The following is a 26,828-nucleotide window of genomic DNA, read 5'->3' as shown; positions in this document are numbered from 1 at the left end:
CCGGCTTATGGGAGATTTCATTTGGGCAACGCACGTAACATTGCCTTCTGGGTCGTGCTTCTGGTGCTGATCGTAACATTGTTCTCGCTGTTCGGCGGGGGGCAGCAGACCAATGCGTCGCGCACGCTGTCCTATTCCGAGTTCATCCAGAGGGTGGACGACGGCGCCGTCGCGTCGGTCACGCTGGATGGCGAGAAGGTCGAGGTTCAGGCCAAGGATGGTAGCCGCTATGTTACCATCAAGCCCGAAGGCGACAGCCTGACCGAACGGCTGATCGGCAAGGGGGTGGAGGTTCGCGCGGTTCCGCAGCAGGAATCCGGCTTCATGTCCATTCTGTCGCTGTGGATGCCCTTCCTGATCCTGATCGGTATCTGGATCTTCTTCATGAACCGGATGCAGGGCGGCGGGCGTGGTGGCGCGATGGGCTTTGGCAAGTCGCGGGCCAAGCTGCTGACCGAAAAGCATGGCCGCGTCACCTTTGATGATGTCGCCGGCATCGACGAGGCCAAGGAAGAGCTGGAGGAAATCGTCGAATTCCTGCGCAACCCGCAGAAATTCAGCCGCCTGGGCGGCAAGATCCCCAAAGGCGCCCTGTTGGTCGGCCCTCCCGGCACCGGCAAGACGCTGCTGGCCCGCGCCATCGCAGGCGAGGCGGGTGTGCCCTTCTTCACCATCTCGGGTTCCGATTTTGTCGAGATGTTCGTGGGTGTCGGCGCCAGCCGCGTGCGCGACATGTTCGAACAGGCCAAGAAGAACGCGCCCTGCATCGTCTTCATCGACGAGATCGACGCCGTGGGCCGCGCCCGTGGTGTCGGCATCGGCGGTGGCAACGACGAACGCGAACAGACGTTGAACCAGTTGCTTGTCGAGATGGACGGGTTCGAGGCGAACGAGGGTGTCATCATCATCGCCGCCACCAACCGCAAGGACGTTCTGGACCCCGCGCTGCTGCGCCCAGGCCGGTTCGACCGTCAGATCCATGTGCCCAACCCCGACATCAAGGGGCGCGAAAAGATCCTGTCGGTTCACGCGCGCAAGGTGCCGCTTGGCCCGGATGTCGATCTGCGCACCATCGCGCGCGGGACGCCCGGCTTTTCGGGCGCCGACCTGATGAACATCGTCAACGAGGCGGCGCTGCTTGCAGCGCGGGTCGGTCGGCGTTTTGTCACGATGGATGATTTCGAAAATGCCAAGGACAAGGTCATCATGGGCGTTGCACGGCGCTCGATGGTGCTGACCCCGGCGCAAAAGGAAATGACCGCCTATCACGAGGCAGGCCATGCGATTGTCGGGATCAACCTTCCGAAATGCGATCCTGTCTACAAGGCGACGATCATCCCGCGCGGCGGCGCATTGGGCATGGTGGTGTCCCTGCCCGAGATGGATCGGCTGGAGTTCCACAAGGACGAAGCGCGCGAGAAAATCGCCATGACCATGGCGGGCAAAGCGGCCGAGATCATCAAGTTCGGCGAAGAGCGTGTCTCGAACGGCCCGACCGGCGACATTCAGCAGGCCAGCGCCCTTGCGCGCGCCATGGTGATGCGCTGGGGCATGTCCGACAAGGTGGGCAACATCGACTATGCCGAAGCCCATGAAGGGTATCAGGGCAATACCGGCGGTTTTTCGGTATCGGCCGAAACCAAGCGCCTGATCGAGGATGAGGTAAAGCGCCTGATCGACGAAGGCTACGAGACGGCGCACAAGATTCTTCTCGAAAAGAACGAAGATTTCGAGCGCCTTGCCCAAGGGCTTCTGGAGTACGAAACGCTGACCGGCGAAGAGATCACCAAGGTGATCGCGGGCGAGGCTCTTGGCGGTGACGACGATCCGGGAAGCAGCCCAAGCCATGGCGGCGGGCTTTCGAATCTGGTTGCCATCCCCAAGACCAAACCGCGCGGCAGCAGCGGGGGGCTGGAACCTGAACCCAGCGCCTGACCTCTTGCGATAGCTCTGAAAGCCCCGGCACCGCGCAGTGTCGGGGCTTTTGTTTGCGACTGGGCCAGCTTATTCCGGGGAGTGGCAAGTCTCCCATCGGACCCTGCGACAGGGCGAACTTGCCCGCGCCGCGCACCATGCGGGGCCGACTGCCGACAGGAGCCAGAATGACGACCCGTACCGACCTCGAAATCGCCCGCGCCGCCCGAAAGCTGCCGATCCAGGACATCGGCGCCACTCTGGGCATCCCGGCAGAGGCGCTGCTGCCATATGGCCATGACAAGGCCAAGATCGGGCAAGGCTTCATCCGTCAACTGGGCGACAGGCCGGATGGCAAGCTGATCCTGGTGACGGCGATCAACCCGACCCCGGCGGGCGAAGGCAAGACCACCACAACGGTCGGGCTGGGAGACGCGCTGGCACGGATTGGCAAGCGTACGGCAATCTGTATCCGCGAGGCCAGCCTTGGCCCGAACTTCGGCATGAAGGGGGGGGCCGCAGGCGGCGGCATGGCCCAGGTGGTGCCGATGGAGGATATGAACCTTCATTTCACCGGGGATTTCCATGCGATCACGGCGGCACACAACCTGTTGGCCGCGATGATCGACAATCACATCTATTGGGGAAACACGCTGGAGATCGACGAGCGCCGCATCGTCTGGCGCCGCGTCATGGATATGAACGACCGCGCCTTGCGCGATACGGTCGTCGGGCTGGGTGGCGTCAGCAACGGCTTTCCGCGCCAGACAGGTTTTGACATCACGGTGGCGTCGGAGGTGATGGCGATCCTGTGCCTTGCCGAGGATCTGGACGATTTGCAGGTCCGGCTGGGACGCATCGTCGTGGCCTATACCAGGGACAAACAGCCGATCCACGCCCGCGACCTGAAGGCCGAAGGGGCAATGGCCGTTCTGCTCAGGGATGCGATGCAGCCCAACCTTGTGCAGTCCATGGAACAGACCCCGGCCTTTGTCCACGGTGGTCCTTTCGCCAATATCGCGCATGGCTGCAACTCGGTGATCGCGACTCGGACCGCGCTGAAGCTGGCGGAATATGTGGTGACAGAGGCCGGCTTCGGTGCCGATCTTGGGGCGGAGAAGTTCTTTGACATCAAGTGCCGCAAGGCAGGACTGTCGCCGTCAGCGGCGGTTGTCGTGGCGACAGTGCGCGCATTGAAGATGAACGGCAATGTCGATCGCGCCGATCTGGGGGCCGAGAATGTTGCCGCTGTGCAGCGCGGATGCGTCAATCTTGGACGGCACATCGAGAATCTGCGCGGCTTCGGGGTGCCGGTCATTGTGGCCATCAACCATTTCCACAGCGATAGCGCGGCGGAGGTTCAGGCCGTGCAGGGCTATGCCGCCAGCCTTGGGGCCGAGGCGGTTGTGTGCCGCCATTGGGCGCTTGGCAGTGTGGGGGCCGAAGAACTGGCACAGAAGGTTGTCGCACTTGCCGAGGGCGAGACGGCCCGGTTCGCGCCGCTGTATCCTGACGAGATAGGGCTTTTCGCCAAGATCGAGACGGTGGCGCGCAGGATTTATCGTGCCGGATCGGTGGTGGCGGACAAGGTGGTTCTGGATCAACTGGCAGCCTGGGAGGCTGCGGGCTATGGCGGCCTGCCGGTCTGCATGGCCAAGACGCCCTATTCCTTTTCGACCGACCCGACCTTGCGGGGCGCGCCAGAAGGGCATGTGGTTCCCGTGCGCGAGGTGCGGCTGTCGGCTGGTGCGGGATTTGTCGTGGCGATCTGCGGCGAGATCATGACCATGCCTGGCCTGCCGCGCCATCCGGCTGCGGAAACCATCGGTCTGGATGCCGAAGGACAGGTTGAGGGGCTGTTCTGAGCCGTGATTCCGGGGTATCGGCAGCCGCAGGGGCATCCGGCCCCTGCGGATATTTGGATCAGAGCGAAAGGCAGCGGGCCATGAGCGCAAAGGTGATCGACGGCAAGGCATTCGCGGCGCGGGTGCGGGCGCAGGTGGCGGGCCATGTGGCCGGATTGAAAGAGCGGGGGATCGTGCCCGGTCTGGCCGTGGTGCTGGTGGGCGAGGATCCGGCCAGTCAGGTCTATGTGCGCAACAAGGGCAAGATGACCGTCGAGGTCGGGATGCATGGCATCGAGCGCCGTTTGCCGGCGGATGCGACCGAGCCAGAGCTTTTGTCGGTGATTGCGGCGTTGAACGCGGATCCGGCGGTGCATGGCATTCTGGTGCAGTTGCCCCTGCCTGCGCATCTGGACGCGGATCTGGTCATCAACGCGATTGATCCAGCGAAGGATGTCGACGGATTCCATATCTCGAACGTCGGCTTGCTGGGGACCGGGCAGAAGGCGATGGTGCCCTGTACCCCCTTGGGCAGCCTGATGCTGTTGCGCGACCTGTTGGGGGATCTGTCCGGGCTGGAGGCGGTTGTCGTCGGCCGGTCGAACATCGTCGGCAAGCCGATGGCCCAACTGCTGCTGGCGCAAAACTGCACGGTGACGCTTGCGCATTCGCGCACCCGGTCATTGCCCGATGTCTGCCGCCGCGCCGATATTCTGGTGGCGGCGGTGGGCCGCCCGCGGATGATCCGTGGCGACTGGGTGAAGCCAGGCGCGACGGTCATTGATGTGGGGATCAACCGGGTCGAGGCGGAGGGCAGGACACGGCTGGTCGGCGATGTCGATTTCGACAGCGTGGCCAGCGTCGCGGGTGCGATCACGCCGGTGCCCGGCGGCGTGGGGCCGATGACCATCGCCTGTCTGCTGGCCAATACGCTGACGGCCTGTTGCCGTATCCATGGCCTGGCTGAACCCGAGGGGCTGACCGCCTGATCAGGGATCCACGGGAACCATGGTTCCCAGCAGGGTGGCGATCAGCGTTCGTTTCGCACCGATGATGGCATGGACGTCTGATCGCACGACGATCAGACGCCGCCCGGACTTGAGAACCTCTCCCGTCGCTTCCAGCGTCTCGCCCATGGCGGGGCGCAGCAGGTTGATCTTGATCTCTGCCGTCATCACCTCGGCGCCTTCGGGCATGACGGACAAGGCGGCATAGCCCGCCGCCACATCGCCCAGCGTGAAGGTGACGCCCGCATGGCCGGCGCCGTGCTGCTGGGTGGTATGGGGCAGGACCGGCGCCACAAGCGTGCAGCGCCCGTGTTCGATATGCGCCAGTCGCACCTGAAGCGTCTGCATGAAGCTCTGGCGGGCGAAACTGTCACGGATACGGTCGAACTGAGGGGTCATGAGCGAAGTCCTGGCCTTTGCATTGTCGCAGGGTGGGTTCGGTGGTAGCTGTTGGTTCCGAGGGATTGGTGAACGATTACGAATGAAGGTGTTTCTCGACGAAGTCCGCGCAAGTCTCCGGTCGCCGGTCATTCTGGTCGCTTGGGGCGTTCTGACGATGATGATGGCTTTGTCCGGGCCATTTGGCAGCTATGATCACGTCTCGCTGCCAAAGCGGCTTGTGACCTGGCTGGTGCTGACCGCCTTGGCCATTGTGGTCGCAACGGCGGTGCGGGTCGTGGTGTATTCGCGTTGGGGATATCGGGATTTCTGGCGCGGCGGCAGCCTGACGTCGCTGCTGGCCGCCGTGGTCCTGACCCCGATACTGGTGCATCTGTCGCAGATCGCGGGGGCCGCCTATATGATGGTGCCTCCGGGGCCGGTCGAGATTGCGGGCTTTGTCTTTTGCCTGAACATGGGGTTCTGCGCGTTTCGTCACGCGCTGGAGACCGAGCCGCTGACACAGGCGGTCGCCGGGGGCGATCCGGATGGGCAGGGCGCGCCTGCCTTGCCGCGCCTGACTGAGCGGCTGGCCGAGGAATTGCGTGGCCCGATCCTGCGCATATCGGGGCGTGATCACTATGTCGATGTGACGACGACGCATGGCATGTCCAGCGTTCTGATGCGCTTTTCCGACGCGCTTGCGGAACTGGACGGGGTGGACGGGTTGCAGGTTCATCGTTCGCATTGGGTTGCGGCCGGGGCCGTGGTGGGGGGCGCGCGCGAAGGCGGGCGACCCTTTCTGCGACTGACCGGAGGAGACATGGTGCCGGTCAGCCGTACCTATCTTGCGGCCGTCGAAGCGCGGGGGTGGCTGGATCAGGCCTGACCGCCCGCAATCTCTATCGTCTGGCCATTGACGCTGGACGAACCCGGACCGCACAGCCACAGCGCCGCTTGGGCCACTTCAGAGGGCGCGACCAGTCTGCCGTGGCGGTTGGCGGACAGCATCAGATCCAGCGCCTGGTCTTGCGAGATCCCCGCTCGTCTGGCGATAGAGGTGGTGTTGTTCGTCACGATGTCGGTTTCGGTATAGGCCGGGCAGATGGCGTTGCAGGTGATTCCGGTGCCCAGCATGTCCTCGGACAGGCTGCGGATCAGCCCGATCATGCCGTGTTTCGATGCGGTATAGGCGGGGGCGCCTTTCAACCCGCGGACACCCGCGATGGAGGATATGGCCAGGATGCGGCCCCATCCGGCTTCGCGCATCCCCGGCAGACATGCGCGGATGGTCAGGAAGGCGCCGTCCAGGTTGATCGCCATCATCCGGCGCCACCAGGCCAGATCGGTCTTGGTCAGGGCGCGGCCTTCGGCGATACCGGCATTGGCAATGCAGATCGTGACCGGCCCGCGCGCAGCGATGGCGGCAGCGATGCCGTCGGCGACGCTGGAGTCGTCGGCCACATCCATGGTCAGCGGGTAGAGGTTCGGCGTGGCCGCAGCGGCGGCTTGCAGAACATCGGCGCGTCGGCCCGCAATCGTCACCTGTGCGCCCTGTGCGGCCAGAGCCTGCGCGATGGCGAGGCCGATCCCGGTGCCCCCTCCGGTTACGAGGGCGTGGCGTCCTTGCAGCATGGTATCCTCCCGTTGTGTCCGGTCGAGTTTGGCGCAGGGGGCCCGACAATCAAGCCAGACGTCGCGGCACGGGCCGGGGATGTGGGCCTGGGGCGGGGCGTCGCTGTCGGGCGGGTGTGACCTGAACGTCCTTGTGGCAAGGATATTGTGCTGCCGTGCAGCATGGGCTTGTGAAATAATCTTGCGCAATGTTATGTGGGCACGCAAGGAATCTGGCGGTTTTCCGCCACGTAAAGTCGCCACGCCAGCACAAGGGGAACAGATCAGGTGAAGATCGGCGCTCTGAAAGAGATATTCGAGGGCGAGAACCGGGTGGCCATGACCCCGGACTCGGCCCAGCAACTGGTAAAGCTTGGGCATACCTGCTGTATCGAGACCGGAGCAGGGGCGAAGGCGGGCTTTTCGGATGCCCGCTATGCGGCTGTGGGCGTCGAGGTGCTGCCCTCTGCGGCGGCTGTGGCCGAAGCGGCTGATGTGCTGGTCAAGGTGCGTGGGCCTGAACTGTCCGAGGTCGGGCTGTTGCGCTCTGGCCAGACGCTGATTTCGTTCTTCTGGCCCGCCCAGAATGCGGAATTGCTGGAAGCGGCGCGGGAACGCGGGGCAACCGTGGTTGCCATGGACATGGTTCCGCGGATCAGCCGCGCCCAGAAGATGGATGCGCTGTCGTCCATGGCCAATATCGCCGGCTATCGCGCGGTGATCGAGGCGGGCAACAACTTTGGCCGGTTCTTCACCGGGCAGGTGACGGCTGCGGGCAAGGTGCCGCCGGCCAAGGTACTGATTGTCGGGGCCGGTGTGGCTGGTCTGGCCGCTATCGGCACCTCGACCTCGCTGGGCGCGATTACGCTGGCCTTCGACGTGCGGCCCGAAGTGGCCGAGCAGATCGAATCGATGGGGGCGGAATTCGTCTATCTGGACTTTGCCGAACAGGCACAGGACGGGGCCGCAACGGGCGGCTATGCCGCGCCGTCCAGCCCGGAATTCCGCGAAGCCCAGTTGAAGAAGTTCCGCGAACTGGCGCCCGAGATCGACATCGTCATCACCACCGCCCTGATTCCCGGCCGGCCGGCCCCCAAGCTGTGGACCGAGGACATGGTCGCCATGATGAAGCCGGGATCGGTCATCGTCGATCTGGCGGCGGAGCGTGGCGGCAACTGCGACCTGACGGTCCCGGACCAGAAGATCGTGACCGACAATGGCGTCACCATCGTTGGCTATACCGATTTCCCCAGCCGGATGGCTGCGCAATCCTCGACGCTCTATTCCACCAACATCCGGCATATGCTGACGGATCTGACGCCCAAGAAAGACGGCGTCATCGTCCACAACATGGAGGATGACGTGATCCGCGGCGCTACCGCGGTGCATGAGGGGGCGATCACCTATCCGCCGCCACCGCCCAAGATCGCCGCGATTGCCGCGGCCAAACCCAAGGAAAAGGCCAAGGAGCTGACGCCCGAAGAAAAGCGCGCGCAAGAGATTGCCGCCTTCAAGGCGCAGACCCGCAACCAGTTTACCTTGCTGGGCGTGGGCGGGGCGCTGCTGCTGCTGGTGGGGCTGGTGGCCCCGGCAAGCTTCATGCAGCATTTCATCGTCTTTGTCCTGGCGGTCTTTGTCGGCTTCCAGGTCATCTGGAACGTCTCGCATTCGCTGCACACCCCGCTGATGGCGATCACCAACGCGATTTCGTCGATCATCATCCTGGGCGCGCTGATGCAGATCGGCTCCGGCTCGTGGCTGGTCATCCTGCTGGCGGCGCTGTCGGTGTTCATGGCAGGCATCAACATCTTTGGTGGCTTCCTCGTCACCCGGCGCATGCTTGCCATGTTCCAGAAGTCGTAAGGAGACAGGGCAATGGAATACGGTTTCACCACTGCTGCCTATGTGGTTGCGGCAGTCCTGTTCATCCTGTCTCTGGGTGGCCTGTCGGGACAGGAAAGCGCCAAGCGCGCGGTCTGGTATGGTATCGTCGGCATGGGGCTGGCGGTGCTGGCCACGCTGATCGGCCCCGGTGCCGGTCTTTGGTGGCTGTCGGCCATCCTGATCATCGGGGGCGGCGCCATCGGATGGGTGGTCGCCACGCGGGTGCAGATGACCGAGATGCCACAGCTTGTGGCCGCCATGCATTCGCTGGTGGGTCTTGCGGCGGTATTCATCGGCTTCAACGCCGAGATCGAAATGGCCCGCATCGCCGCGATGCTGGCATCGGCCGATGCCGACGGGCTGAATGCCCTGAAGGGCTTTGCGCTCAAGGTGTTCGAGAAAACGCCGGCGGAACTGTCGATCTTGCAGGTCGAGGTTTACCTGGGTGTGTTCATCGGCGCCATCACCTTTACCGGCTCGGTCGTGGCCTATGGCAAGCTGGCTGGCAAGGTCACATCCGCTGCCAAGAAATTGCCGGGCGGACATGCGCTGAACGCAGGTGCTGCGATCCTGTCGGCGGTTCTGCTGGTGGCCTATCTGCAAGGCGCAGGTAGCTGGACCCTTGTCGCCATGACGCTGCTGGCCTTTTTCATCGGCTATCACCTGATCATGGGCATCGGCGGTGCCGACATGCCGGTCGTGGTCTCGATGCTGAACAGCTATTCCGGCTGGGCGGCGGCGGCCATCGGCTTTTCGCTCTCGAACGATTTGCTGATCGTTGTGGGCGCGCTGGTCGGCTCTTCGGGGGCGATCCTGTCCTATATCATGTGCAAGGCGATGAACCGTTCGTTCGTCTCGGTCATTCTGGGCGGCTTTGGCGGCACCTCTGGCCCGGCGATGGAAGTGACGGGCGAGCAGATCGCCATCGACGCCGATGGTGTGGCCGCGGCGCTGAACGATGCGGATTCGATCATCATCATTCCGGGCTATGGCATGGCGGTGGCTCAGGCGCAGCAATCGGTCAGCGAACTGACCCGCAAGCTGCGCGCCAAGGGCAAGAACGTCCGCTTTGCCATTCACCCGGTGGCGGGCCGTTTGCCGGGGCATATGAACGTGCTGCTGGCCGAGGCCAAGGTGCCCTATGACATCGTGCTGGAGATGGACGAGATCAACGAGGACTTCCCCGAGACGGATGTGGCCATCGTCATTGGTTCGAACGACATCGTGAACCCGGCAGCGCAGGAAGACCCCAACAGCCCCATCGCCGGGATGCCGGTTCTGGAATGCTGGAAGGCGAAGCAGGTCTTTGTGTCGAAGCGCGGCCAGGGCACCGGCTATTCCGGGATCGAGAACCCGCTGTTCTACAAGGACAACACGCGGATGTTCTATGGCGATGCCAAGAAGTCGATCGACCAGCTTCTGCCGATGATCGAGTGATCATACCCTGGCAGGTAGAAAGGCCCCGCAGGTTGCGGGGCCTTTTGCATTTTGCGGTGTCGCGGGCAGTGGCACCCATCGGAGGATATCTGGATCAGAGCAACGGCCGCATGTGTTCGCTGGATGGCTGATCAGCCGAGTGTCAGGCCGCCTTCGTGTTCCAGAAAGGCGACGATCTCGCGGATGCCCTGGCCGGATTTCACCTGCGCCAGCACATAGGGCCGGGAGCCACGGGCGGCTCGGGTGTCTTGTTCGAGAAGGTCAAGATCGACCCCGACATAGGGCGCCAGATCGGTCTTGTTCACGACCAGAAGGTCGGATTTCGTCAACCCCGGCCCCTTCTTGCGTGGAATATCCTGCCCAGCGGCGGTGTCGATGACATAGATCGTCAGGTCCGCCAGTTCCGGCGAGAAGGTCGCGGCAAGGTTGTCGCCGCCGCTTTCGATCAGGATGAGGTCCAGGTCGGGAAAGCTCCGGTTCAGATCGGCCACGGCAGCAAGGTTGATGCTGGCATCCTCGCGGATCGCGGTATGCGGGCAACCGCCGGTTTCCACGCCCCGGATACGGTCGCCGGGCAGGACCTGGGCCCGCAGCAGGTAGTCGGCATCTTCGCGGGTGTAGATGTCGTTGGTGATGACGGCCATCGAACAGCGGGCGGACAGGGCGCGGGCGAGTTGTTCGGTGAGCGAGGTCTTGCCAGCGCCGACGGGGCCGCCGATGCCGACGCGGAGGGGGCCATGGGTGGTCATGTGCGGAAAAGCCTTGGTTGCAGGGTTTCATGGGCCATTGCAGCCAGATCGGCGGCAAAGGCCGAACTGGCCAGATCGTCGAGACTGGCGCTGGCGGCGCGCTGTGCCAGGCTGTGCACCAGCGGATGCAGGGCGGCCAGGATCATCTGGCCCTGCGACTGGCCAAGCGGAATGGCCCGCACGGCGATCGTGACCAGGTTCGATGCAAAGGCATGGAGATAGAGCGCCACCGCCTCGGCCACCGGCATCTCCAGCGGGCGCGCTGCCTCGGCCACCGCCAAGGGCAGGGGGCGGGCGGGCAGTGCGAGGCCGGTGACATGGGCCGCTGTGCGGGCGAAGGCGGTGCCCTGATCCATCGTTTCGGCCAGACGCTCCGCGCTGCCCGCAAGGGCATGGGCAAGGTCGGAGAGCTGGTCCAGATCCTCGCCCGACAGCCCCCGTGCCAGCAGCACGGCATCCTGCCAGCCGCTGCCGTGGTGCAGGACGGTTGCAAGCCAGTCCTGCACAGTGGCCGCATCCGTCAGGCGGCCATCCGCGATCGCGGTTTCCAACCCGTGGGAATAGGCAAAGGCCCCGGTCGGAAACGCCGGGGAAAGCCATTGCACAAGGGTCAGCAGGCCCGGTTGCATCCTAGTGGGAGTGGCCGAATGTGTGGGGGGACGCGCCATGATCGTGCCCCATGGTGCGACCGTGGCCATAGGCGCCGCCTTCCGGGGTGAAGGGTTCCGACACCATGCGCAGGGTGGCGCGTTGCAGGGTCAGCATCCCCTCGATCACATGGTCGCGGCGGATCAGCAGGCGGTCTGCTTCGATCTGGCAGGGCGTATGCCGGTTGCCGATATGCCAGGCCAGCCGGGCGAGGTTGCCGGTGATTTCGACCAGATCTTCTGCGGCGGGCTTTACCTGCACCGTGGTTCCGTCCGACAGGTCAAACCCCCAGTAGTCGTCAAGGTTGGTCAGGCTTTCGAGATCGACCATGAAGCTCTTGCCCAGTGTGGTTGTCAGGCGGCGGCGGCGGATCAGGCGGCCATCATAATCCAGCACCACGGTGTCATGGGTTTTTGCGGGTGCGGCGGACAGCAGTCGGCAGACAGTGGGCAGGGACATCGGGGGCCTTCAGGTCAGGAGGTCGCGGTAGACATGGGCAGGCAGGCCGTCGCGGCTGAGGCCCATGGCGGTGAGGGCGGCATCGGGAAGCGCGTCAAGCCGGGCGAACATCGCCTCGCGCGCAGGGCGGTCAAGAGCCGGGTTCCAGCCCATGCCGCAGTTGGCCAGAAACAGATCCAGCCGCGCAGACTGCGCGGGGCTGAGGCGAGAGTTGGCAGGTGACAGGCAGTTCGGCATGGGGGCCTCCGGTCGGATGGCCCCTCCCCTTGGGTCAGGGTGCCACAAACGGGGTGCCCAGTCCAGCCGTAGGCGGGGGGCGTCGCCCCCCGGCCGTGCGTTCCGCACGGCTCCCCCCAGGGTATTTGTGGCAAGATGAAGCATCAGAACATGAAATAGCGCTGTGCGAGGGGAAGTTCGGTGGCTGGCTCGCAGGTCAGCAGCACGCCGTCCGCGCGGACCTCGTAGGTTTCGGGATCGACCTCGATGGCGGGGGTCGCGCTGTTGAGCCGCATGTCGGACTTGCCGATGCCGCGGGTGTGCTGGACGGCGATCAGATCCTTGTCGAGGCCGAGTGTGCCGCCGATGTCATCTTCCAGCGCGGCCTGGCTGACAAAGGTGGCGGCGGCGCGCGGCAGGGCCTTGCCAAAGGCGCCGAACATCGGCCGGGTATAGACCGGCTGGGGCGTGGGGATCGAGGCGTTGGGGTCGCCCATCTGCGCGACGATGATCTGCCCGCCCATCAGCACCATTTCCGGCTTGGCCCCGAAAAACGCGGGCGCCCACAGCACCAGATCGGCGCGCTTGCCGGGTTCGATGCTGCCGATATGTTGCGAGATGCCATGCGCGATGGCGGGGTTGATGGTGTATTTCGCGATATAGCGTTTGACGCGGGCATTGTCGTTCGGCCCGGTCTCCTCGGGCAGGGCGCCGCGCTGTTGCTTCATCTTGTGGGCGGTCTGCCAGGTGCGGGTGATCACCTCGCCCACGCGGCCCATGGCCTGGCTGTCGGACGAGATCACCGAAAAGGCGCCCATGTCGTGCAGGATATCCTCGGCCGCGATGGTTTCGCGCCGGATGCGGGATTCGGCAAAGGCCACGTCCTCGGGCACCTTGCGCGAGAGGTGATGGCAGACCATCAGCATGTCGAGATGTTCCTCGATGGTGTTCACCGTATAGGGCATCGTCGGATTGGTGGACGAGGGGATGACGTTCTGGCTGGCCACGACCTTGATGATGTCAGGGGCATGGCCCCCGCCCGCGCCTTCGGTGTGAAAGGCGTGGATGGTGCGGCCCTTGATCGCGGCCAGGGTGTTTTCCACGAAGCCGGATTCGTTCAGCGTATCGGTGTGGATCATCACCTGCACATCCATCGCCTCGGCCACGGTCAGGCAGCAGTCGATGGCGGCGGGGGTGGTGCCCCAATCCTCGTGCAGTTTCAGGCAGCAGGCCCCGGCGCGGATCTGTTCTTCCAGCGCGGTGGGCAAGGACGCATTGCCCTTGCCAGCAAAGGCCAGGTTCATCGGAAACGCCTCGGCCGCCTGCAACATGCGGGCCAGATGCCAGGGGCCGGGGGTGCAGGTGGTGGCCAGCGTGCCATGGGCGGGGCCGGTGCCGCCGCCAAGCATGGTGGTGATGCCCGAATGCAGTGCATCGTCAATCTGTTGCGGCGCGATAAAGTGGATATGCGCGTCCATCCCGCCAGCGGTCAGGATGCGGCCTTCGCCCGCGATGATCTCGGTTCCGGGGCCAATGATGACATTGACGCCCGGTTGCGTGTCGGGGTTGCCCGCCTTGCCGATCACCGCGATGCGGCCATCGCGCAGGCCGACATCGGCCTTGTAGATGCCTGTCCAGTCCACGATCAGGGCATTGGTGATTACCGTGTCCATCGCGCCTTGTGCGCGGGTCAGCTGCGACTGGCCCATGCCATCGCGGATCACCTTGCCGCCGCCGAACTTCACCTCTTCGCCATAGCGCAGGGCATTTCCGCCATCGGCAGAGCGTTCCGCGATCAGGTCGCGCTCCACCTGAATGATCAGGGCGGTATCGCCCAGCCGCAAGCGGTCGCCCGTGGTGGGGCCATACATGTCGGCATAGGCGGCGCGGGAAATGGCGTGGGGCATCGCGGAACCTCAGGGTTTGCCTGGCCCCTTGCGGGCCAGACGGGTGACATTGGCACGGGTGCGGCGGCGCACGGGTTTCAGCGCCTCCGAGGCGATGGCGACAGGCGACTTTCCGGCCAGCGTCGCGCGGGTGGCGGCCATGCCGGATTGCTGCACGGCGGTCAGCTTTTCGCTGACCATGCGCGCATTTTCCGAAGGCGGAACCCGCCACAGCCCCATCATCCCCAGCGTGCGCATACCGACGATCATTTGGGCTTCAAGCAGCATGGTGCCGAACTGGGCGCCAAGGCGCATCAGAAGGGCAGGATTCGGGGGAAACATGGCGGGCTCCTGGGTTGAGGTCAGACGGTGAAACGGTCGTCCACCGGCACCTGCAAGGCGGTTGCCAGCGCGTTGGTCTGGCTGGCCATGGCAATAACGGCCAGCAGTTCGGCGTGCATGGCGGGGGTCATCCCCTTGGCGCGAGCGGCGGCGGTGTGCGAATGCACGCAATAGCCACAACCATTGGCGGTCGAGACGGCGACATAGATCAGTTCCTTGACCAGTGGATCCAGCGCGCCGGGCGCCATGACGGACTGCAACCGTCCCCAGACCGCCGACAGCTGATCCGGGTCATGCGCCAATGCGCGCCAGAAGTTGTTGACGTAATCGGTCTGGCGCTTGGCGCGGATATCGTCGAACACTGCCACCGCCTCGGGGCTGGCGGCCTCGTCCGTCAGCAGGGGGACGGTCGCCATCAGACCACCGCCATCACGCGGGCCGGGCCGCCGGTGCCCAGTTTGTGCTTGGGGGCGCCGACAAAGATCGTGGCGCCCTTGGCAGGTACGCCGTCCAGCCCCGCCAGCCCCTCGATCCCGTAGCGACCGGAGGGGAGCCAGCTGTAATGCACCGCGAAATCCGCAGAATCGCCGGGATCGAGGGACATCGTGTCCACCCCGATACAGGCGGCGCCCGCATCGGCGAGCAGGTCGGTTGCGGCCTTGGAGAACCCCGGAAAGGCGAATGTCCCCTCGGCATTGGTGCGGAAGGCGGGTGTCGCCACCTTGTCAGCCCAGCCGGAGTTCATCGCGACGCAGGCGCCAGCCGGGATTTCACCGTTGGCCGAGATCCATGCCTCTATATCCTCGGGCTCCACCATGGCGTTGGCATCCTCGGCCGCCTTGGCCTTGAGGTCGATCACGCACAGCGGGCAGACAAGGCTTTCGGGCGGCAATTCGGCCACCGAACGGCCATCGGCGGCAAAATGCAGCGGGGCGTCGATATGGGTGCCGGTGTGTTCCCAGATCGTCAGCTTCCACAGCTGATAGCCCGAGTCCTCGAACTTGACCGCCGGTTCATATAGGATGCCGGGATTGCCGTCGAAGGTGGGAAAGTCGCTGTCATAGGCATGGGTCAGATCGACGACCCGTCCTGCCGATTGTGCAAGCGCCGGGCGCGCAGTGGTCAGCCCGGCGGTCACTGCGGCGGCCGTGGTGGCAGCGGCGCCGGTGAACAGCGCGCGGCGCGAGAGCATGGAGCGTTTGACATCTTCGATCAGGCAAGCGTTGCACATGGGTCATCGTTCCTGTTGGTGGCGGCCCTGGGGTCCGTCCGGTGGCGTGGCGCAAGGGGGCCTTGCACCGGGGCAGGGTTCCACCCCGCCCCCGAGTCGGTCAACCGTCCAGCGCGCCCATCACCGCGCCGTTGAAGCCATAGACATGGCGCCCGCCCGCCAGCGGGACCAGGCGCACCTCGCGCATCTGGCCGGGTTCGAACCGCACGGCGGTGCCTGCGGGAATGTCCAGCCGCTGCCCGCGCGCCGCGATGCGGTCAAAGCTCAGGCCCGGATTGGTTTCGGCAAAGTGGTAGTGGCTGCCCACCTGGACCGGGCGATCGCCGGTATTGGCCACCATCAGCACCGTCACCGGGGCATCGGCGTTCAGGATGATGTCGCCATCAGCGGGAAAGATCTCTCCGGGGATCATGGCCACACCGTCACAACACGGCCAGCGCAAGGCCAGCCACCGCCGCCGTTGCGCCCATGCCGCGCAGTGCCAGACCGCCAAAGGCGCGACCCAACGCGATGCCGACTAAATGCAGCGCAGCCGTGACCAGCGCAAATCCCGCCGCATAGTGTGCGAGGCCGGAGTCCGGCCCTTCGGCGCCATGGGCCCAGCCATGGGCGGCCCCGAACACCGCAATCATCGGCAGCACGGCCCCCAGTGGCAGGCGCAGCGCCGTCGCCGTGATCGCCCCCAGAACGATGATCGAGGCAAGGATCATCGGCTCGACCGCCGGGAAGGGCAACCCTGCGGCACCCAGCAAACCACCCAGCACCATGGCGCCGACAAAGCTCAGCGGGGCGGCCCAGATCGCCCGCCCGCCCATCTGCGCTGCCAATAGCCCGACTGCCACCATCGCCAGGATATGATCGGCCCCGCCCACGGGATGCAGGGCGCCGGCGGCAAAGGTGCCCTGATCATGTCCAGGGTGGGCCAAGGCCACGGCGGGGACAAGGATCAGCGGCAAGGCAAGGCGAAGGATGCGCATGGGGGCCTCTTATCGGATGGGATGGTGAACGGTGACTAGCTTGGTGCCATCGGGAAAGGTCGCCTCGACCTGAACGGAATGGATCATCTCGGGGATACCTTCCATGCAGTGCGCGGCGGTGATGACATGGGCGCCCGCCTCCATCAGATCGGCGACGCTGCGCCCGTCGCGCGCACCTTCGACGACAAAGTCGGTGATCAGGGCGATTGCCTCGGGGTGGTTCAGCCGGACGCCGCGCGCCAGCCGGTTGCGCGCCACCATTGCGGCCAGGCTGACCAGAAGCTTGTCTTTTTCGCGGGGGGTCAGGTTCATTGGCGGTCCTCAGCTTTGCCAGACGCGGGGCAGGGGAGAGCGGCGCAGCACCGTCAGCAGGCGGATCACCTGGCGGCGCAGCGGCCAGGCATCGGGTGCCATCAGCCGCACGACCAGACGCCCATCCCAGGCCGAGGCGGCAGCGGAAACCTCGGGGTGGTTCAGCACGGTGCGAACCGGGCCGATCGCATCTTCGGCGCCGTGGCTGACCATGACGAGGGTGCAGATCGCCCGCGCCCCGGCAAGCCCGGCGGCGCGCGGCGCGATGCGCGCGGCATCCAGCGCCAGCGGGTCCAGATGCACCGGGCGACCGGCGCGGCGGATCTGGCGCCAGTCGCGCAGCGACACCTGCGACAGGGTTTCCCCCATGGCCGCGCGCCCCATCACCAGCGTCTCCAGCATCAGGCAGCCCGCTTGGGGGCCAAGGTCGATGGTGGTGCGGCGGTCGGCGGCGCAGCCCTGAAACAGGATCGTCTCTTGCGGCAGCCAGTCCAAATGTGCGCCTGCGCCCACCGTCATGGCAATGTCGATCTGTGCCCGTCCCTCGGTGGCGCGATAGAACCGCTCGGCCGTCTGGGTGGTGGCCGTGACACGGCAGCCTTCTCCGACATCCAGCGCAATCGCCAGCCGGTCGCCTCCGGTCAGCCCGCCCGAGGTGTTCAGCACCACAAGGTCCGGCCCCGGAAGCGGAATCGCGCGTGCCGATCCGGCCTGCCGCAGCCTGTGCAGCCGGGAGTGTCCACAGGACATGCGCCACGAGGCGGCAATCTCGCCGTGGCTGCGCTGATGTCTGGGCAGGGGCAATGTGGCCAATGCGGTCATGATGTTCCTCTGCCGCCAGTGTGATCGGCGCTGGTGCGGGCTCAACTCTCCAGCAGCGGCGCAGCGCGTCAGGGATGAACTTCTGGGCGTTCTGATTGCCTATTGGGCATCTGGGCTGTTTTTTGTGCACTTCTTGCGCGTGGCAGAGCAGTGTCGGCTTTGCAGGCGTTGCGCGCCGGGGCATTTGGGCAACACCCCGGTGGCATACCCCCGCATACCGCCATTCTGCTGGAAAGCCGTCGTGTGGTGCAGAAACTCGTGCCAAAGACAGGACCGATCCATGCCGCCCATAGTCGATCATCCCCTGCGGTATGCGCTGGTGAACGAGCTGCACGCCCGCCCCTTTCCCCAGTTGGAGGTGCCGTGCCATGCCGTGCTGATCGCGTTGAAGCAGCCGCTTGAGGCTGCGCGCCGCGACAGGGAACTGGACCGTGCCCATCTGGTGGATTTGCTGGATCGCCATGGCGCGCCGCATCCGCAACCCGATGCGACACATCATTCGGCCCAGCTTGGGCGGCACCTGCTGAAGTGGGAAAGCCACACCGAATTCGTGACCTATACGACCTTTTGCCCCGGTCTGCCCGAGCGGCCATTCGATCCGGGCGAAGCGGCGGTATTTCCCACGGACTGGTTGAGCGCCGCGCCGGGGCTGCGGTTGTGTTCCGTGCAGATCCGCGTCGAGTTGATGCCCGATGACCCCGAGCGCATGATGGAAAAGCTGGAAGGCTGGTTCGTGGCCGAAAGTCTGGCTTGCGCCGAGGTGCTGGACGGCACGGCCATCGTAGCCGGCGATTTTCGCATCGACCCTGCGGGCAACATGCGCTTTGCGGTCTTTGTACGTCCCGGCACCGGGCAGCGCCGGATCGGGCGGATCGTCCAGCGGCTGTGCGAGATCGAGACCTATCGCGCCATGTCGATGCTGGGTCTGGGCCGTGCCCGCGAGTTGGGCGGGCCGTTGAACGCGATAGAGGCGCAACTGGCCGCCCTTGTCGGGGCCATGCGCGACGAGGCCAGTCCCGCCGATGTCACATTGAACGAATTGCTGCGCATTTCGGCCAGCCTTGAAACGCTGGCCGCCCGGTTTTCCTTTCGGGCCGGGGCGACGGCCGCCTATGAGGCAATCGTGCATGACCGGATAGCCGTCCTGCGCGAAGAACGCTGGTTCGGCCGGCAAACCTTGGCAGAGTTCATGCGTCGCCGCTATGATCCCGCGATGCGGACCGTGCAATCGGCAGAGGCGCGGCTGGGCCAGATGGTGGAACGGGCGGCCCGTGCCGCGGAATTGCTGCGCACGCGGGTGGATGTGGATCGCAGTGCCCAGAACCAGCAACTTCTGGAAAGCATGGATCGGCGGGCGGATCTGCAACTGCGCTTGCAGGCGACGGTCGAGGGGTTGTCCGTCGTGGCCATCAGCTATTACGCGGTCAATCTGGCCGGATATCTGGCCTATCCGATGACCGAACCCCTTGGGCTGTCCAAGGGGCTGGTGACGGCGGCGCTTACTCTGCCGGTTGTGGCGGGAGTGTGGCTGATGATCCGGCGGATCCGGCGAAAGATGCACTGAGCAGCCGATCTGTCAGCCGCGCGCCGATCACGATTGCAGCCAATGCCAGAATGGCCGCGGTGGACAGGGTTGAAACCCCTGACAGCCCCGCGCCTATGGTGCAGCCTCCGGCCAATACACCGCCGACACCCATCAAGGCGGCGCCGGATACATAGCGCCCGGTTTCGCGCGGCGTGGCAAAGGACTGCCAGTCTGTCCTCTGCCCGGACAGGGCAGACAGCAGGGCGCCGCCCAAGGTGCCCAGCACCAGCCCGACACCAAGACCGGGCGCAATGGCCGTCGCCGCGATGGACCAGAACAGCGTATCGGTGACCGGCGCGATAAAGCTCAGCGCCTCGACAGGGACCGGATCAAAGTCGTCCAGCAGAAACCAGCCGGTCGCCAGCCAGGTTGCTGGCACCAGTGCACCGATCGCACTGCCAAAGGCGAGTGTCCGCCAGGAGGGGCGGGCGGCCAGCGACAGAAGGACCAGGATTATCGGCACGGCAATGGCGCTGCCGGGCAGGGCGGCCAGATGCGGCAGGCTGATCGTGATGCCTGCCAGCTTGCCGGCAGTCGGGGCCAGCAGTCCTTTCATGCTGATCAGACCGACAACGGCGATCAACAGCACCACAATCGCCGCGCGCAGGTTTCCGGTCGCGGCCAGCACCGTCAGGCGGGCAGGGCAGCCCCGCGCCAGCACCATCCCGGCGCCGAACAGCAGACCACCCACAAGGATCGCCACAGCCGGCAGGGTCGGTGCCAGAAACCGGTGCCCGCCAAGGTCGATCAGCCCGGTTGCTTGTGCAAGCTGAGTTCCGGCAACTGCCGTTGCCAGCGCCGCCAACCACATTGCCGAGGCTTCGCCCCGTTCCCCCGCCGGGCCGACCACTGCCCGGCGCAAGCAGAACCGGCTACGCTCTGCCAGGGCGCCAAATGCCAGACCGATCAGCACACCAGCCCAGAGGCTGACTGCGCGGGGGGACATGTCTAGACCAAGGGATTCGAGCATTCTGACGCTCCGATCTGGGAAACTGTTCCGAGATGCAGCAGCAGGCGCGTTGAATCAAGCGGATCGACCCGTGGTCTCGCGGCGCAACCCAGAACGATGTTCCGGGTGCGCGAGGAAACCGGCCCGAATGTTCCGGGCACTCGCATCGGTCTTGGGGCAGTATTGTGCCGGGAGGCTACAGATGTGGCGGATGTTCTTATTCTCAACGCCCGCGCACCGCATACCGGGGGAAATGGCAAGCTGGGTCGCCATCACGGGGGTCGGGCCAGGGCAGGGGCCTTGCCACCGGCAAGCGGTTGGGGCTGGTCCGGCCTGGTGGCCGGACCCGTGCGGACCTACCGCCCCCTGATCCGGGGGTCGAGCGCGTCGCGCAGTCCGTCGCCGATGTAGTTCACCGACAGCACCAGCGCCGACAGCACCAGTGCGGGCCACAGAACCCGTTCCGGGTGCAGGTTGATATAGGGCATCCCGTCCTGCAACAACCGCCCCCAGGTGGGAAAGTCCGGCGGAAAGCCAAGGCCCAGAAAGGACAGCGCGCTTTCGGTGATCACCGCGTTGGCGATGCCCAGGGTGGCCGACACCATGATGGGCGACATCACCGATGGCAGGATGTGCCGGGTGATGATGCGCCGCGACGGTGTGCCGATGGACCGCGCTGCCAGCACGAATTCGCGTTCCTTGATGGTCAGAACCTCGCCGCGCACAATGCGGGCGGTGTTCATCCAGGATGTGACGGCGATTGCAACCACGATCAGGATGAAGATTCCCATCTCGGGGCCGAAGTTCATCACCAGCGGCTCGCGGAACAACATGACCATGAGCAGCAGCAGGGGCAGCAGCGGCAGGGCGAGGAACAGATCCGTCAACCGCATCAGCGCCCCGTCCGCACGTTTGAAAAAGCCTGACAGCACCCCCACCAGCGTTCCCAGAAGCATGGACAACGCCATGGCCGCCAGCCCGACCGCCAGTGTCGTTTTTCCGCCCGCGATGACACGGGCCAGCATGTCGCGCCCCAACTGGTCGGTGCCCAGGGGATAGGTCAGCGACATGCCCTGATCGCGGGCACGGATGTTGATGTATTTGGCGTCAACCGCCCAGATGTAGGGGCCCAGAACGATGAGTGCGATCACCGCAAAAAAGACCACGGTGCCAAACATGGCGCCCTTGTGCGTCTTGAACTGGTCCCAGACATCCCACCACTGATTGCGCGGGGGGCGAGCCGAGGTTGTCGTGACGGCATCAGTCATAGCGGATCCTCGGGTCGAGCAGGCCGTACAGCACATCGGCAATCAGGTTGAAGGCCACGATCAGGACGGCAAAGATGAAGGTGATGGTCATGACCATCGGCGCATCGTTGCCTTGCAACGACAGCAAAAGCTGCTGGCCGATCCCGTTCACCTTGAAGATGGTCTCGGTGATGATTGCGCCGGTGAACACGCCGGGGATCAGCAGTGTGATCACGGTGACGACCGGAATCATCGAGTTGCGCAGGACGTGTATCAGGACGACGACCTTTTCCGTCAATCCCTTGGCCCTGGCGGTGCGCACATAGTCCTGCCCCAGGTTGTCCAGCATCGAGGACCGCATGTAGCGGCTGATCTGCGCGGCGTAATACAGCGCCAGAACCGTTACCGGCAGGATCATTTGCCGGACCTGGGCGATGAAGCTGTCCCAGTCCTGTACGCGCAGCGTGGTGTCATAGATCGTCGGCAGCCAGAAGGGGCTGCTGTTGGGAATCCAGACAGCGAAGATGACGATCAGGACGACGCCGGTGACAAAGGTGGGGATCGAGAACCCGATCATCGAGATGAAGGTTCCCAACTGGTCGAACCAACTGTACTGCCGATAGGCCGAGATCACCCCGATGGGAATCGCGATCAGAATGCCGACCAGCATCCCGGTGCCGACCACAAGCAAGGTTTGCGGCAGGCGTTCGCTGATCGTGTCAAAGACCGGCGAGCGGGTCTGGTAGGACAGAATCCGTTGTTTGCCCTGCGCCCAGTCCGTACCGAACACCGAGTCGACCCAGTAGAGCGGTTCCGTGACAAAGAAGTTGTTCAGCCACAGGACATAGCGGACATACCAAGGCTCGCCCAGGCCCATGGCCAGGCGAATCTTCTCGCGCACTTCCGGGGGGATGGTCAGCGGCATGTCTGCAAGCGGATCGCCGGGCGCGGCCTCCAGCAACAGGAACAGCACGAGGCTGATGAATATGAGGGTGGGGATCGCCAGCAGGATGCGGCGGATCGCAAAGGTCAGCATGGGCGAACCATCGGAAGTGCAGGAGGAGAGGGGCGCGGGCAGCGATCCTGCCCGCGCCGGTTGCTGTCAGGCGACGACGCGCCGGGTCACTTGACCCGATACCAGTCGGCTGCGTTCCAGAGTTCCGAATCCCAGGTGTTCAGCACGACACCACCCAGCGAGTTGGAATGGGCCGAGACGCGGCCACGATCCACCAGACCAATGATGTAATGATTGTCCACCGTCAGGTAGTTGTTCATCTTGACGGCCAGTTCGCGGCGCTTTTCCAGATCGGCAGTGCGACCGAGTTCGGCAACCATGGCGTCATAGGCCGGATCACAGACCCGGTTGATGTTCTCGCCCTGCCACTGGCTTTCGGGGCGCGGGATCTTGTTGCAGGTATAGGCCGACAGATAGGCTTCGGGGTCGGTTCCGTCGAAGTTGTTGGCGTACATTTCAACATCGGCGTAGAACTTCTGGAAGGTGTCGGGCGAACCCGGATCCCCGCCAAAGAACACGCTGGCCGAGACGTTCTTCAGTTCGGCCGCGACGCCGATTTCCGACCACCACTGCTTGATGAGCGCCTGGAAGTCCTGACGCACGGCATTGGTCGAAGTCTGGTAGACCATCGACAGTTTCACGCCGTCCTTGGCGCGGATTCCGTCGCCGCCCTTGACCCAGCCGGCGTCGTCCAGCAACTTGTTGGCGCCTGCGATGTCCTGCGCAAAGCACGACGTGTTCTTTGCGGCATAGACTTCCGGGCCCGGAACGAGGTCACAGGTCGGGCGACCGGCGCGGCCATAGCCAACCTCGACCAGAAGCTCGCGGTCGATGGCCATCGACAGGGCCTTGCGGACGTTGATGTCGGACAGGAAGGGATGCGGGTGCTTGGTGGTCGACCGCTCGCCTTCGGGCAGGCTGGGCGACGGGTTGGTCAGGTTGACCTCGATGCGCTCGACCAGGGTGCCAAAGGCCGAAACGGCCTGGCCCTTGCCAGCAGCGGCCATCTGGTCGATGACCGACGGGGCAAGCTGGAGGTTCCATGCATAGTCGAACTCGCCGGTTTCCAGAACGGCACGGCCCGCGCCCTCGGCATCGCCGCCGCCCTTGAACGTCATGGTGGCAAAGCGCGGCTTGGCCGGATCACGATAGTTCGGGTTGGCTTCCAGCGAGATCACGTCGTTGGTCTTGAATTCGACCACCTTGAACGGGCCGGTTCCGATCGGGCCGAAGTTGGCAGAGGTGCACTCCGGCGCCTTGGTGCCCATGCAGTCGGCGAACTGCGCCTTCTGGATGATGGGCGACTGCGCACCGACGAAGGGCAGATAGGGGTTCGGCTTTGCATCTGCAAAGCTGATCTTGACGGTCAGGTCGTCAAGCGCCTCGACCGCGCTGACGCCTTCGAATTTCGCGGACTGGGCGCAGCCACCTTCGGGATGCGTGCAGTAGTCATAGGTGAACACCACGTCGGCAGAGGTGAACGGGGTGCCATCCGACCACAGGAGGCCCGGCTTGATCTTCCAGGTGATCGACTTCAGATCCTCGGCCAGGCCGCCATTGTCCAGGGTCGGGATGTCTTCGACCAGCCAGGGAACCATGGCGCCGGTCTGATCGTGACGGGCCAGCGGCTCGATCACCAGCGACGAGGATTCCACATCCTTCGTGCCGCCGGACAGATAGGGGTTGAGGATCGACGGCGCCTGCCAGTAGATCACATTGACATGCCCGTCGGCGCCGCGTTCGGCCAGCGCCATGGGCGCAAAGGCGACGCTTGCCGCAGCGCCCAGAAGGGCGGTTCTCAGTTTCATGCGTTTTCTCCTTGTTGGATGTGCTCGGGTGCCTCGTTGCCGCCGGTTGGTCCGGCTGTTGCGGCAGTGTTGTTATCGAGTAGATGGCAGGCGGCCCTGTGTCCGGGGCCGACCTCGACCAGTGCCGGCTTGATCTCCCGGCAGATCGGCATCACCTTGGGACAGCGGGTGCAGAAGTTGCACCCTTTGGGCGGGTTCGACGGCGAGGGGACGTCGCCTTGCAGGATGATTCGCTGACGTGTCGTTTCGGTGTCGGGATCGGGCTCGGGGACCGCCGACAGCAGCGCCTGCGTATAGGGGTGAAGGGGGGCCTGATACAGCGTGTCACGCGGCGCAATCTCGACGATCCGGCCCAGATACATCACCGCAACCCGGTCACAGATATGCCGGACCATCGACAGATCGTGGCTGATGAACAGGTAGGTCAGGCCCAGCTTTTCCTGCAAATCCTCCAACAGGTTCACCACCTGCGCCTGAATCGAGACATCCAGCGCCGCGATAGGCTCGTCGCAGACAATGAACTTCGGGTTCAGCGCCAGCGCGCGTGCAATGCCGATGCGTTGCCGCTGTCCGCCGGAAAACTCATGGGGGTAGCGGTTGGCAAAATCCCGGTTCAGGCCAACCGCATCCATCAACTCGTAGACGCGGGCGAGCTTTTCCGCCTTCGACATCTTTGTATGCTCGTCCAGCGGCTCGGATATGATGGAGGCGACCGTCATCCGCGCGTTCAGGCAGGCTTGCGGATCCTGGAACACCATCTGCATCGCAGGACGCATCGGGCGCAGCATGGTCTGGCTCATGGTGGCGATGTTGGTGCCGTCGATGCGAATAGATCCCGCTGTCGGATCGTAGAGCCGCAGGACCGCCCGTCCGCAAGTGGACTTGCCGCACCCCGATTCGCCGACGAGGCCCAGAGTTTCTCCTTCGTAGATGGTAAAGGACACGTCATCGACCGCCTTCACATCCCCAACCTTGCGCCGAAACAGCCCTGCGGTGATCGGGAAGTACATCTTGAGCCCGTCAACTTCGACCAGCGGCTTGCGGACAGGATCAGCCATGGGCCACCTCTCGGACGATGGCCAGTTCCTCGGCCCGGTGGCAGGCCACATCATGGCCAGGCGTCAACGTGCGGCGTGCCGGGTTTTCCAGCCCGCACATCGGCACGGCATGACGGCAACGCGACATGAAGGGGCAGGCGGACGGTGCCTTGCGCAGAATGGGCGGCTGTCCGTCGATGGTCCGCAGCCGGTCGCCCCGCGGGCCATGCAGCGACGGAATCGTCTGGAGCAGGGCCTGCGTATAGGGGTGACGCGGGCGGGCGAACAGTTCCTTGACCGGGGCCATCTCGACGACCTGTCCGCCATACATCACCATCACGCGGTCGGCGATACCGGCGATCACGCCCAGATCGTGGGTGATCCAGACGATGGCCATGCCCAGCTTCTGCCGAAGATCCCGCACCAGTTCCAGGATCTGCGCCTGAATGGTCACGTCCAAAGCGGTGGTGGGCTCGTCGGCAATCAGCACCTTGGGGTCGCAGGCCAGGGCGATTGCGATCATCACCCGTTGCCGCATCCCGCCAGAAAACTGATGCGGATAATCTTTCAACCGTCGCGCGGCATCGGGAATGCCGACCAGATCCAGCAATTCCGCCGCCCGCTTGCGCGCGCGTTCCTTATCAAGGCCCATATGCTTTCGCAGCGGCTCCATGATCTGGTAGCCCACGGTGAACACCGGATTGAGGCTGGTCATCGGATCCTGGAAGATGAACCCGATACGCCCCCCGCGCACGGCGCGCAGTTCGGACGCCGAGACCTTGAGCAGGTCCTTGCCCTCGAACATGACCTGCCCACCGGCATTCTGTGCAGGAGGCGAGGGGAGCAGGCCAAGCAGCGACATCATCGTCACCGACTTGCCAGAGCCGCTTTCGCCCACAACGCCCAGAAGTTCGCCGGGGCGAAGGCTGAAGCTGACATCGTTGACGGCATGAATCAGGCCGCCGCGCGTTCGGAAAACCGTCTTAAGGCCCCGAACATCAAGAACAGGCTGCGCCCCATCGGGCATATGTAGCTCCCCGCGTATGGTCTTCTTGTTGCGGTCCGGGCGTACCCGTCCGTGTTTGTCTGGCGAGTGTTAGCGATATTTCAGAGTGTCGCAAGACACTTGTCGGGCCATTCCTGCAGCGTCAGGCGGCCGTGCATCCTGTCCGGTCAGGCGAATCGTGCCCCTGAGTCGGCGTGACCTTGGGGTCACTTTGGTGATTCTGGCTGTATTTTTGGTGTTGTTGGTTTGTGTTGTGTGTTTTTGGTTGGGTGATATGTGAGTTTTTGGTTGTGAAAAGTGCAGTAAAACATGGGCTGGTGACGAAAAGATGACGTTGTCTGAATTTTCCACTTGCGGGTTCCGGCGTGTCTGACTAGAAACCGCTTCACCGAGACGACGGGGACGGAAGGAACCGCCGGACGGTAGCTGGGACGGGTGCTGAGGCGGAGACGCTGTGGTGT

The 26,828-nt window shown here is 64.5% G+C and carries 27 protein-coding genes; 7 read left to right on the top strand and 20 right to left on the bottom strand.

Translation table 11 applies throughout. The features are described 5' to 3' along the window. Positions 1 to 21 precede the first annotated feature (21 nt). The 3 genes from ftsH (at position 22) to folD (ending at position 4,747) form a co-directional block, all read left to right on the top strand. A complete protein-coding gene (gene ftsH / locus BW970_RS12395; protein ID WP_076531809.1) occupies positions 22 to 1,935 on the top strand; it encodes an ATP-dependent zinc metalloprotease FtsH in 1,914 nt (637 codons plus the stop codon). A gap of 167 nt (positions 1,936 to 2,102) precedes the next feature. Beyond that, positions 2,103 to 3,779, top strand: coding sequence for a formate--tetrahydrofolate ligase (locus tag BW970_RS12390; protein WP_076531806.1), 1,677 nt, complete (start codon positions 2,103 to 2,105; stop codon positions 3,777 to 3,779). 80 nt (positions 3,780 to 3,859) lie between these two features. Beyond that, complete coding sequence (gene folD / locus BW970_RS12385) at positions 3,860 to 4,747, top strand: bifunctional methylenetetrahydrofolate dehydrogenase/methenyltetrahydrofolate cyclohydrolase FolD (protein ID WP_076531804.1); 888 nt, start codon at positions 3,860 to 3,862, stop codon at positions 4,745 to 4,747. Here the strand turns inward: folD and BW970_RS12380 are convergent, their stop codons facing one another. Then, positions 4,748 to 5,164 (bottom strand): PaaI family thioesterase, encoded by a 417-nt coding sequence (locus BW970_RS12380; RefSeq protein ID WP_076531802.1) that lies wholly within the window; start codon positions 5,162 to 5,164, stop codon positions 4,748 to 4,750. It abuts the gene before it with no gap. On the opposite strand from BW970_RS12380, the gene BW970_RS12375 reads away from it, so the two are divergent. Further along, positions 5,163 to 6,032 carry a LytTR family DNA-binding domain-containing protein gene (locus BW970_RS12375; protein WP_083701255.1) on the top strand — a complete coding sequence of 290 codons (870 nt, stop codon included), beginning with the start codon at positions 5,163 to 5,165 and terminating at the stop codon, positions 6,030 to 6,032. The two genes, BW970_RS12380 and BW970_RS12375, sit on opposite strands and share 2 nt — an antisense overlap. Here the strand turns inward: BW970_RS12375 and BW970_RS12370 are convergent. Further along, positions 6,023 to 6,778, bottom strand: coding sequence for an SDR family NAD(P)-dependent oxidoreductase (locus tag BW970_RS12370; RefSeq protein WP_076531798.1), 756 nt, complete (start codon positions 6,776 to 6,778; stop codon positions 6,023 to 6,025). The genes BW970_RS12375 and BW970_RS12370 overlap by 10 nt on opposite strands. Positions 6,779 to 7,045: 267 nt before the next feature. On the opposite strand from BW970_RS12370, the gene BW970_RS12365 reads away from it, so the two are divergent. Both BW970_RS12365 and BW970_RS12360 read left to right on the top strand, forming a co-directional pair. Continuing rightward, entirely contained in the window at positions 7,046 to 8,620 is a 1,575-nt protein-coding gene (locus tag BW970_RS12365; protein ID WP_076531796.1) for a Re/Si-specific NAD(P)(+) transhydrogenase subunit alpha, read from the top strand. A gap of 12 nt (positions 8,621 to 8,632) precedes the next feature. Then, the gene (locus BW970_RS12360; RefSeq protein ID WP_076531794.1) at positions 8,633 to 10,078 is read left to right on the top strand and encodes an NAD(P)(+) transhydrogenase (Re/Si-specific) subunit beta; all 1,446 of its coding nucleotides are present in this window, start codon (positions 8,633 to 8,635) and stop codon (positions 10,076 to 10,078) included. Positions 10,079 to 10,209: 131 nt separating this feature from the next. On the opposite strand, the gene ureG is transcribed toward BW970_RS12360, so the two are convergent. The 12 genes from ureG to BW970_RS12300 form a co-directional block, all read right to left on the bottom strand. Further along, positions 10,210 to 10,827 carry an urease accessory protein UreG gene (gene ureG / locus BW970_RS12355; RefSeq protein WP_076531791.1) on the bottom strand — a complete coding sequence of 206 codons (618 nt, stop codon included), beginning with the start codon at positions 10,825 to 10,827 and terminating at the stop codon, positions 10,210 to 10,212. Then, positions 10,824 to 11,456, bottom strand: a complete 633-nt coding sequence (locus BW970_RS12350; RefSeq protein ID WP_076531788.1) for an urease accessory protein UreF — start codon at positions 11,454 to 11,456, stop codon at positions 10,824 to 10,826. Before BW970_RS12350 ends, ureG begins: the two co-directional genes overlap by 4 nt. A 1-nt stretch (position 11,457) precedes the next feature. Beyond that, positions 11,458 to 11,934 (bottom strand): urease accessory protein UreE, encoded by a 477-nt coding sequence (locus BW970_RS12345; RefSeq protein WP_076531785.1) that lies wholly within the window; start codon positions 11,932 to 11,934, stop codon positions 11,458 to 11,460. Positions 11,935 to 11,943: 9 nt separating this feature from the next. Next, entirely contained in the window at positions 11,944 to 12,171 is a 228-nt protein-coding gene (locus BW970_RS12340; protein WP_076531783.1) for a hypothetical protein, read from the bottom strand. 143 nt (positions 12,172 to 12,314) lie between these two features. Beyond that, positions 12,315 to 14,057: an urease subunit alpha gene (ureC, locus tag BW970_RS12335; protein ID WP_076531781.1), complete on the bottom strand. Its 1,743-nt coding sequence runs from the start codon at positions 14,055 to 14,057 to the stop codon at positions 12,315 to 12,317. 9 nt (positions 14,058 to 14,066) lie between these two features. Beyond that, positions 14,067 to 14,378, bottom strand: a complete 312-nt coding sequence (locus tag BW970_RS12330; protein ID WP_076531779.1) for a hypothetical protein — start codon at positions 14,376 to 14,378, stop codon at positions 14,067 to 14,069. Between the two features lie 20 nt (positions 14,379 to 14,398). Continuing rightward, positions 14,399 to 14,794, bottom strand: a complete 396-nt coding sequence (locus tag BW970_RS12325) for a carboxymuconolactone decarboxylase family protein (RefSeq protein WP_076531777.1) — start codon at positions 14,792 to 14,794, stop codon at positions 14,399 to 14,401. After that, the gene (locus tag BW970_RS12320) at positions 14,794 to 15,609 is read right to left on the bottom strand and encodes a cyclase family protein (protein ID WP_076531775.1); all 816 of its coding nucleotides are present in this window, start codon (positions 15,607 to 15,609) and stop codon (positions 14,794 to 14,796) included. Before BW970_RS12320 ends, BW970_RS12325 begins: the two co-directional genes overlap by 1 nt. Positions 15,610 to 15,709: 100 nt before the next feature. Continuing rightward, a complete protein-coding gene (locus BW970_RS12315; protein WP_076531773.1) occupies positions 15,710 to 16,021 on the bottom strand; it encodes an urease subunit beta in 312 nt (103 codons plus the stop codon). A gap of 10 nt (positions 16,022 to 16,031) precedes the next feature. Then, on the bottom strand, positions 16,032 to 16,586 hold the full coding sequence (locus BW970_RS12310; RefSeq protein ID WP_076531771.1) for a HupE/UreJ family protein: 555 nt from the start codon (positions 16,584 to 16,586) through the stop codon (positions 16,032 to 16,034). A 9-nt stretch (positions 16,587 to 16,595) separates the two neighbouring features. Further along, positions 16,596 to 16,898 carry an urease subunit gamma gene (locus BW970_RS12305; protein ID WP_076531769.1) on the bottom strand — a complete coding sequence of 101 codons (303 nt, stop codon included), beginning with the start codon at positions 16,896 to 16,898 and terminating at the stop codon, positions 16,596 to 16,598. A 9-nt stretch (positions 16,899 to 16,907) separates the two neighbouring features. Further along, complete coding sequence (locus BW970_RS12300) at positions 16,908 to 17,720, bottom strand: urease accessory protein UreD (protein WP_076531768.1); 813 nt, start codon at positions 17,718 to 17,720, stop codon at positions 16,908 to 16,910. 280 nt (positions 17,721 to 18,000) lie between these two features. Between BW970_RS12300 and BW970_RS12295 the strand changes: the two genes are divergently transcribed. Beyond that, complete coding sequence (locus BW970_RS12295) at positions 18,001 to 19,284, top strand: DUF3422 family protein (protein ID WP_076531766.1); 1,284 nt, start codon at positions 18,001 to 18,003, stop codon at positions 19,282 to 19,284. Here the strand turns inward: BW970_RS12295 and BW970_RS12290 are convergent. The 6 genes from BW970_RS12290 to BW970_RS12265 form a co-directional block, all read right to left on the bottom strand. Then, the gene (locus tag BW970_RS12290) at positions 19,220 to 20,275 is read right to left on the bottom strand and encodes a YeeE/YedE family protein (RefSeq protein ID WP_076531764.1); all 1,056 of its coding nucleotides are present in this window, start codon (positions 20,273 to 20,275) and stop codon (positions 19,220 to 19,222) included. The two genes, BW970_RS12295 and BW970_RS12290, sit on opposite strands and share 65 nt — an antisense overlap. A gap of 335 nt (positions 20,276 to 20,610) precedes the next feature. After that, a complete protein-coding gene (locus tag BW970_RS12285) occupies positions 20,611 to 21,522 on the bottom strand; it encodes an ABC transporter permease (protein ID WP_076531762.1) in 912 nt (303 codons plus the stop codon). Then, entirely contained in the window at positions 21,515 to 22,537 is a 1,023-nt protein-coding gene (locus tag BW970_RS12280) for an ABC transporter permease (RefSeq protein ID WP_076531760.1), read from the bottom strand. The genes BW970_RS12285 and BW970_RS12280 overlap by 8 nt, the downstream gene beginning before the upstream one ends. A gap of 86 nt (positions 22,538 to 22,623) precedes the next feature. Then, on the bottom strand, positions 22,624 to 24,324 hold the full coding sequence (locus tag BW970_RS12275) for a peptide ABC transporter substrate-binding protein (protein WP_076531758.1): 1,701 nt from the start codon (positions 24,322 to 24,324) through the stop codon (positions 22,624 to 22,626). Then, a complete protein-coding gene (locus BW970_RS12270; RefSeq protein ID WP_076531756.1) occupies positions 24,321 to 25,382 on the bottom strand; it encodes an ABC transporter ATP-binding protein in 1,062 nt (353 codons plus the stop codon). Before BW970_RS12270 ends, BW970_RS12275 begins: the two co-directional genes overlap by 4 nt. After that, a complete protein-coding gene (locus tag BW970_RS12265; protein WP_076531754.1) occupies positions 25,375 to 26,388 on the bottom strand; it encodes an ABC transporter ATP-binding protein in 1,014 nt (337 codons plus the stop codon). Before BW970_RS12265 ends, BW970_RS12270 begins: the two co-directional genes overlap by 8 nt. Positions 26,389 to 26,828 lie beyond the last annotated feature (440 nt).

Origin of the sequence: Gemmobacter megaterium (assembly GCF_900156815.1) — a bacterium.
GTDB lineage: Bacteria > Pseudomonadota > Alphaproteobacteria > Rhodobacterales > Rhodobacteraceae > Wagnerdoeblera > Wagnerdoeblera megaterium.
The sequence above is the reverse complement of the archived record's forward strand: the minus strand, read 5'-3'. Positions and strand labels throughout refer to the sequence as shown.

What these genes read in the sequence shown, in the direction of transcription:
- BW970_RS12390 (WP_076531806.1), top strand. Translation starts at nt 2,103, where the DNA reads ATGACGACCCGTACCGACCTCGAAATCGCCCGCGCCGCCCGAAAGCTG.
- folD (WP_076531804.1), top strand. Translation starts at nt 3,860, where the DNA reads ATGAGCGCAAAGGTGATCGACGGCAAGGCATTCGCGGCGCGGGTGCGG.
- BW970_RS12375 (WP_083701255.1), top strand. Translation starts at nt 5,163, where the DNA reads ATGAGCGAAGTCCTGGCCTTTGCATTGTCGCAGGGTGGGTTCGGTGGT.
- BW970_RS12380 (WP_076531802.1), bottom strand. Translation starts at nt 5,164, where the DNA reads ATGACCCCTCAGTTCGACCGTATCCGTGACAGTTTCGCCCGCCAGAGC.
- BW970_RS12370 (WP_076531798.1), bottom strand. Translation starts at nt 6,778, where the DNA reads ATGCTGCAAGGACGCCACGCCCTCGTAACCGGAGGGGGCACCGGGATC.
- BW970_RS12360 (WP_076531794.1), top strand. Translation starts at nt 8,633, where the DNA reads ATGGAATACGGTTTCACCACTGCTGCCTATGTGGTTGCGGCAGTCCTG.
- ureG (WP_076531791.1), bottom strand. Translation starts at nt 10,827, where the DNA reads ATGACCACCCATGGCCCCCTCCGCGTCGGCATCGGCGGCCCCGTCGGC.
- BW970_RS12350 (WP_076531788.1), bottom strand. Translation starts at nt 11,456, where the DNA reads ATGCAACCGGGCCTGCTGACCCTTGTGCAATGGCTTTCCCCGGCGTTT.
- BW970_RS12345 (WP_076531785.1), bottom strand. Translation starts at nt 11,934, where the DNA reads ATGTCCCTGCCCACTGTCTGCCGACTGCTGTCCGCCGCACCCGCAAAA.
- BW970_RS12340 (WP_076531783.1), bottom strand. Translation starts at nt 12,171, where the DNA reads ATGCCGAACTGCCTGTCACCTGCCAACTCTCGCCTCAGCCCCGCGCAG.
- ureC (WP_076531781.1), bottom strand. Translation starts at nt 14,057, where the DNA reads ATGCCCCACGCCATTTCCCGCGCCGCCTATGCCGACATGTATGGCCCC.
- BW970_RS12330 (WP_076531779.1), bottom strand. Translation starts at nt 14,378, where the DNA reads ATGTTTCCCCCGAATCCTGCCCTTCTGATGCGCCTTGGCGCCCAGTTC.
- BW970_RS12325 (WP_076531777.1), bottom strand. Translation starts at nt 14,794, where the DNA reads ATGGCGACCGTCCCCCTGCTGACGGACGAGGCCGCCAGCCCCGAGGCG.
- BW970_RS12320 (WP_076531775.1), bottom strand. Translation starts at nt 15,609, where the DNA reads ATGTGCAACGCTTGCCTGATCGAAGATGTCAAACGCTCCATGCTCTCG.
- BW970_RS12315 (WP_076531773.1), bottom strand. Translation starts at nt 16,021, where the DNA reads ATGATCCCCGGAGAGATCTTTCCCGCTGATGGCGACATCATCCTGAAC.
- BW970_RS12310 (WP_076531771.1), bottom strand. Translation starts at nt 16,586, where the DNA reads ATGCGCATCCTTCGCCTTGCCTTGCCGCTGATCCTTGTCCCCGCCGTG.
- BW970_RS12305 (WP_076531769.1), bottom strand. Translation starts at nt 16,898, where the DNA reads ATGAACCTGACCCCCCGCGAAAAAGACAAGCTTCTGGTCAGCCTGGCC.
- BW970_RS12300 (WP_076531768.1), bottom strand. Translation starts at nt 17,720, where the DNA reads ATGACCGCATTGGCCACATTGCCCCTGCCCAGACATCAGCGCAGCCAC.
- BW970_RS12295 (WP_076531766.1), top strand. Translation starts at nt 18,001, where the DNA reads ATGCCGCCCATAGTCGATCATCCCCTGCGGTATGCGCTGGTGAACGAG.
- BW970_RS12290 (WP_076531764.1), bottom strand. Translation starts at nt 20,275, where the DNA reads ATGCTCGAATCCCTTGGTCTAGACATGTCCCCCCGCGCAGTCAGCCTC.
- BW970_RS12285 (WP_076531762.1), bottom strand. Translation starts at nt 21,522, where the DNA reads ATGACTGATGCCGTCACGACAACCTCGGCTCGCCCCCCGCGCAATCAG.
- BW970_RS12280 (WP_076531760.1), bottom strand. Translation starts at nt 22,537, where the DNA reads ATGCTGACCTTTGCGATCCGCCGCATCCTGCTGGCGATCCCCACCCTC.
- BW970_RS12275 (WP_076531758.1), bottom strand. Translation starts at nt 24,324, where the DNA reads ATGAAACTGAGAACCGCCCTTCTGGGCGCTGCGGCAAGCGTCGCCTTT.
- BW970_RS12270 (WP_076531756.1), bottom strand. Translation starts at nt 25,382, where the DNA reads ATGGCTGATCCTGTCCGCAAGCCGCTGGTCGAAGTTGACGGGCTCAAG.
- BW970_RS12265 (WP_076531754.1), bottom strand. Translation starts at nt 26,388, where the DNA reads ATGCCCGATGGGGCGCAGCCTGTTCTTGATGTTCGGGGCCTTAAGACG.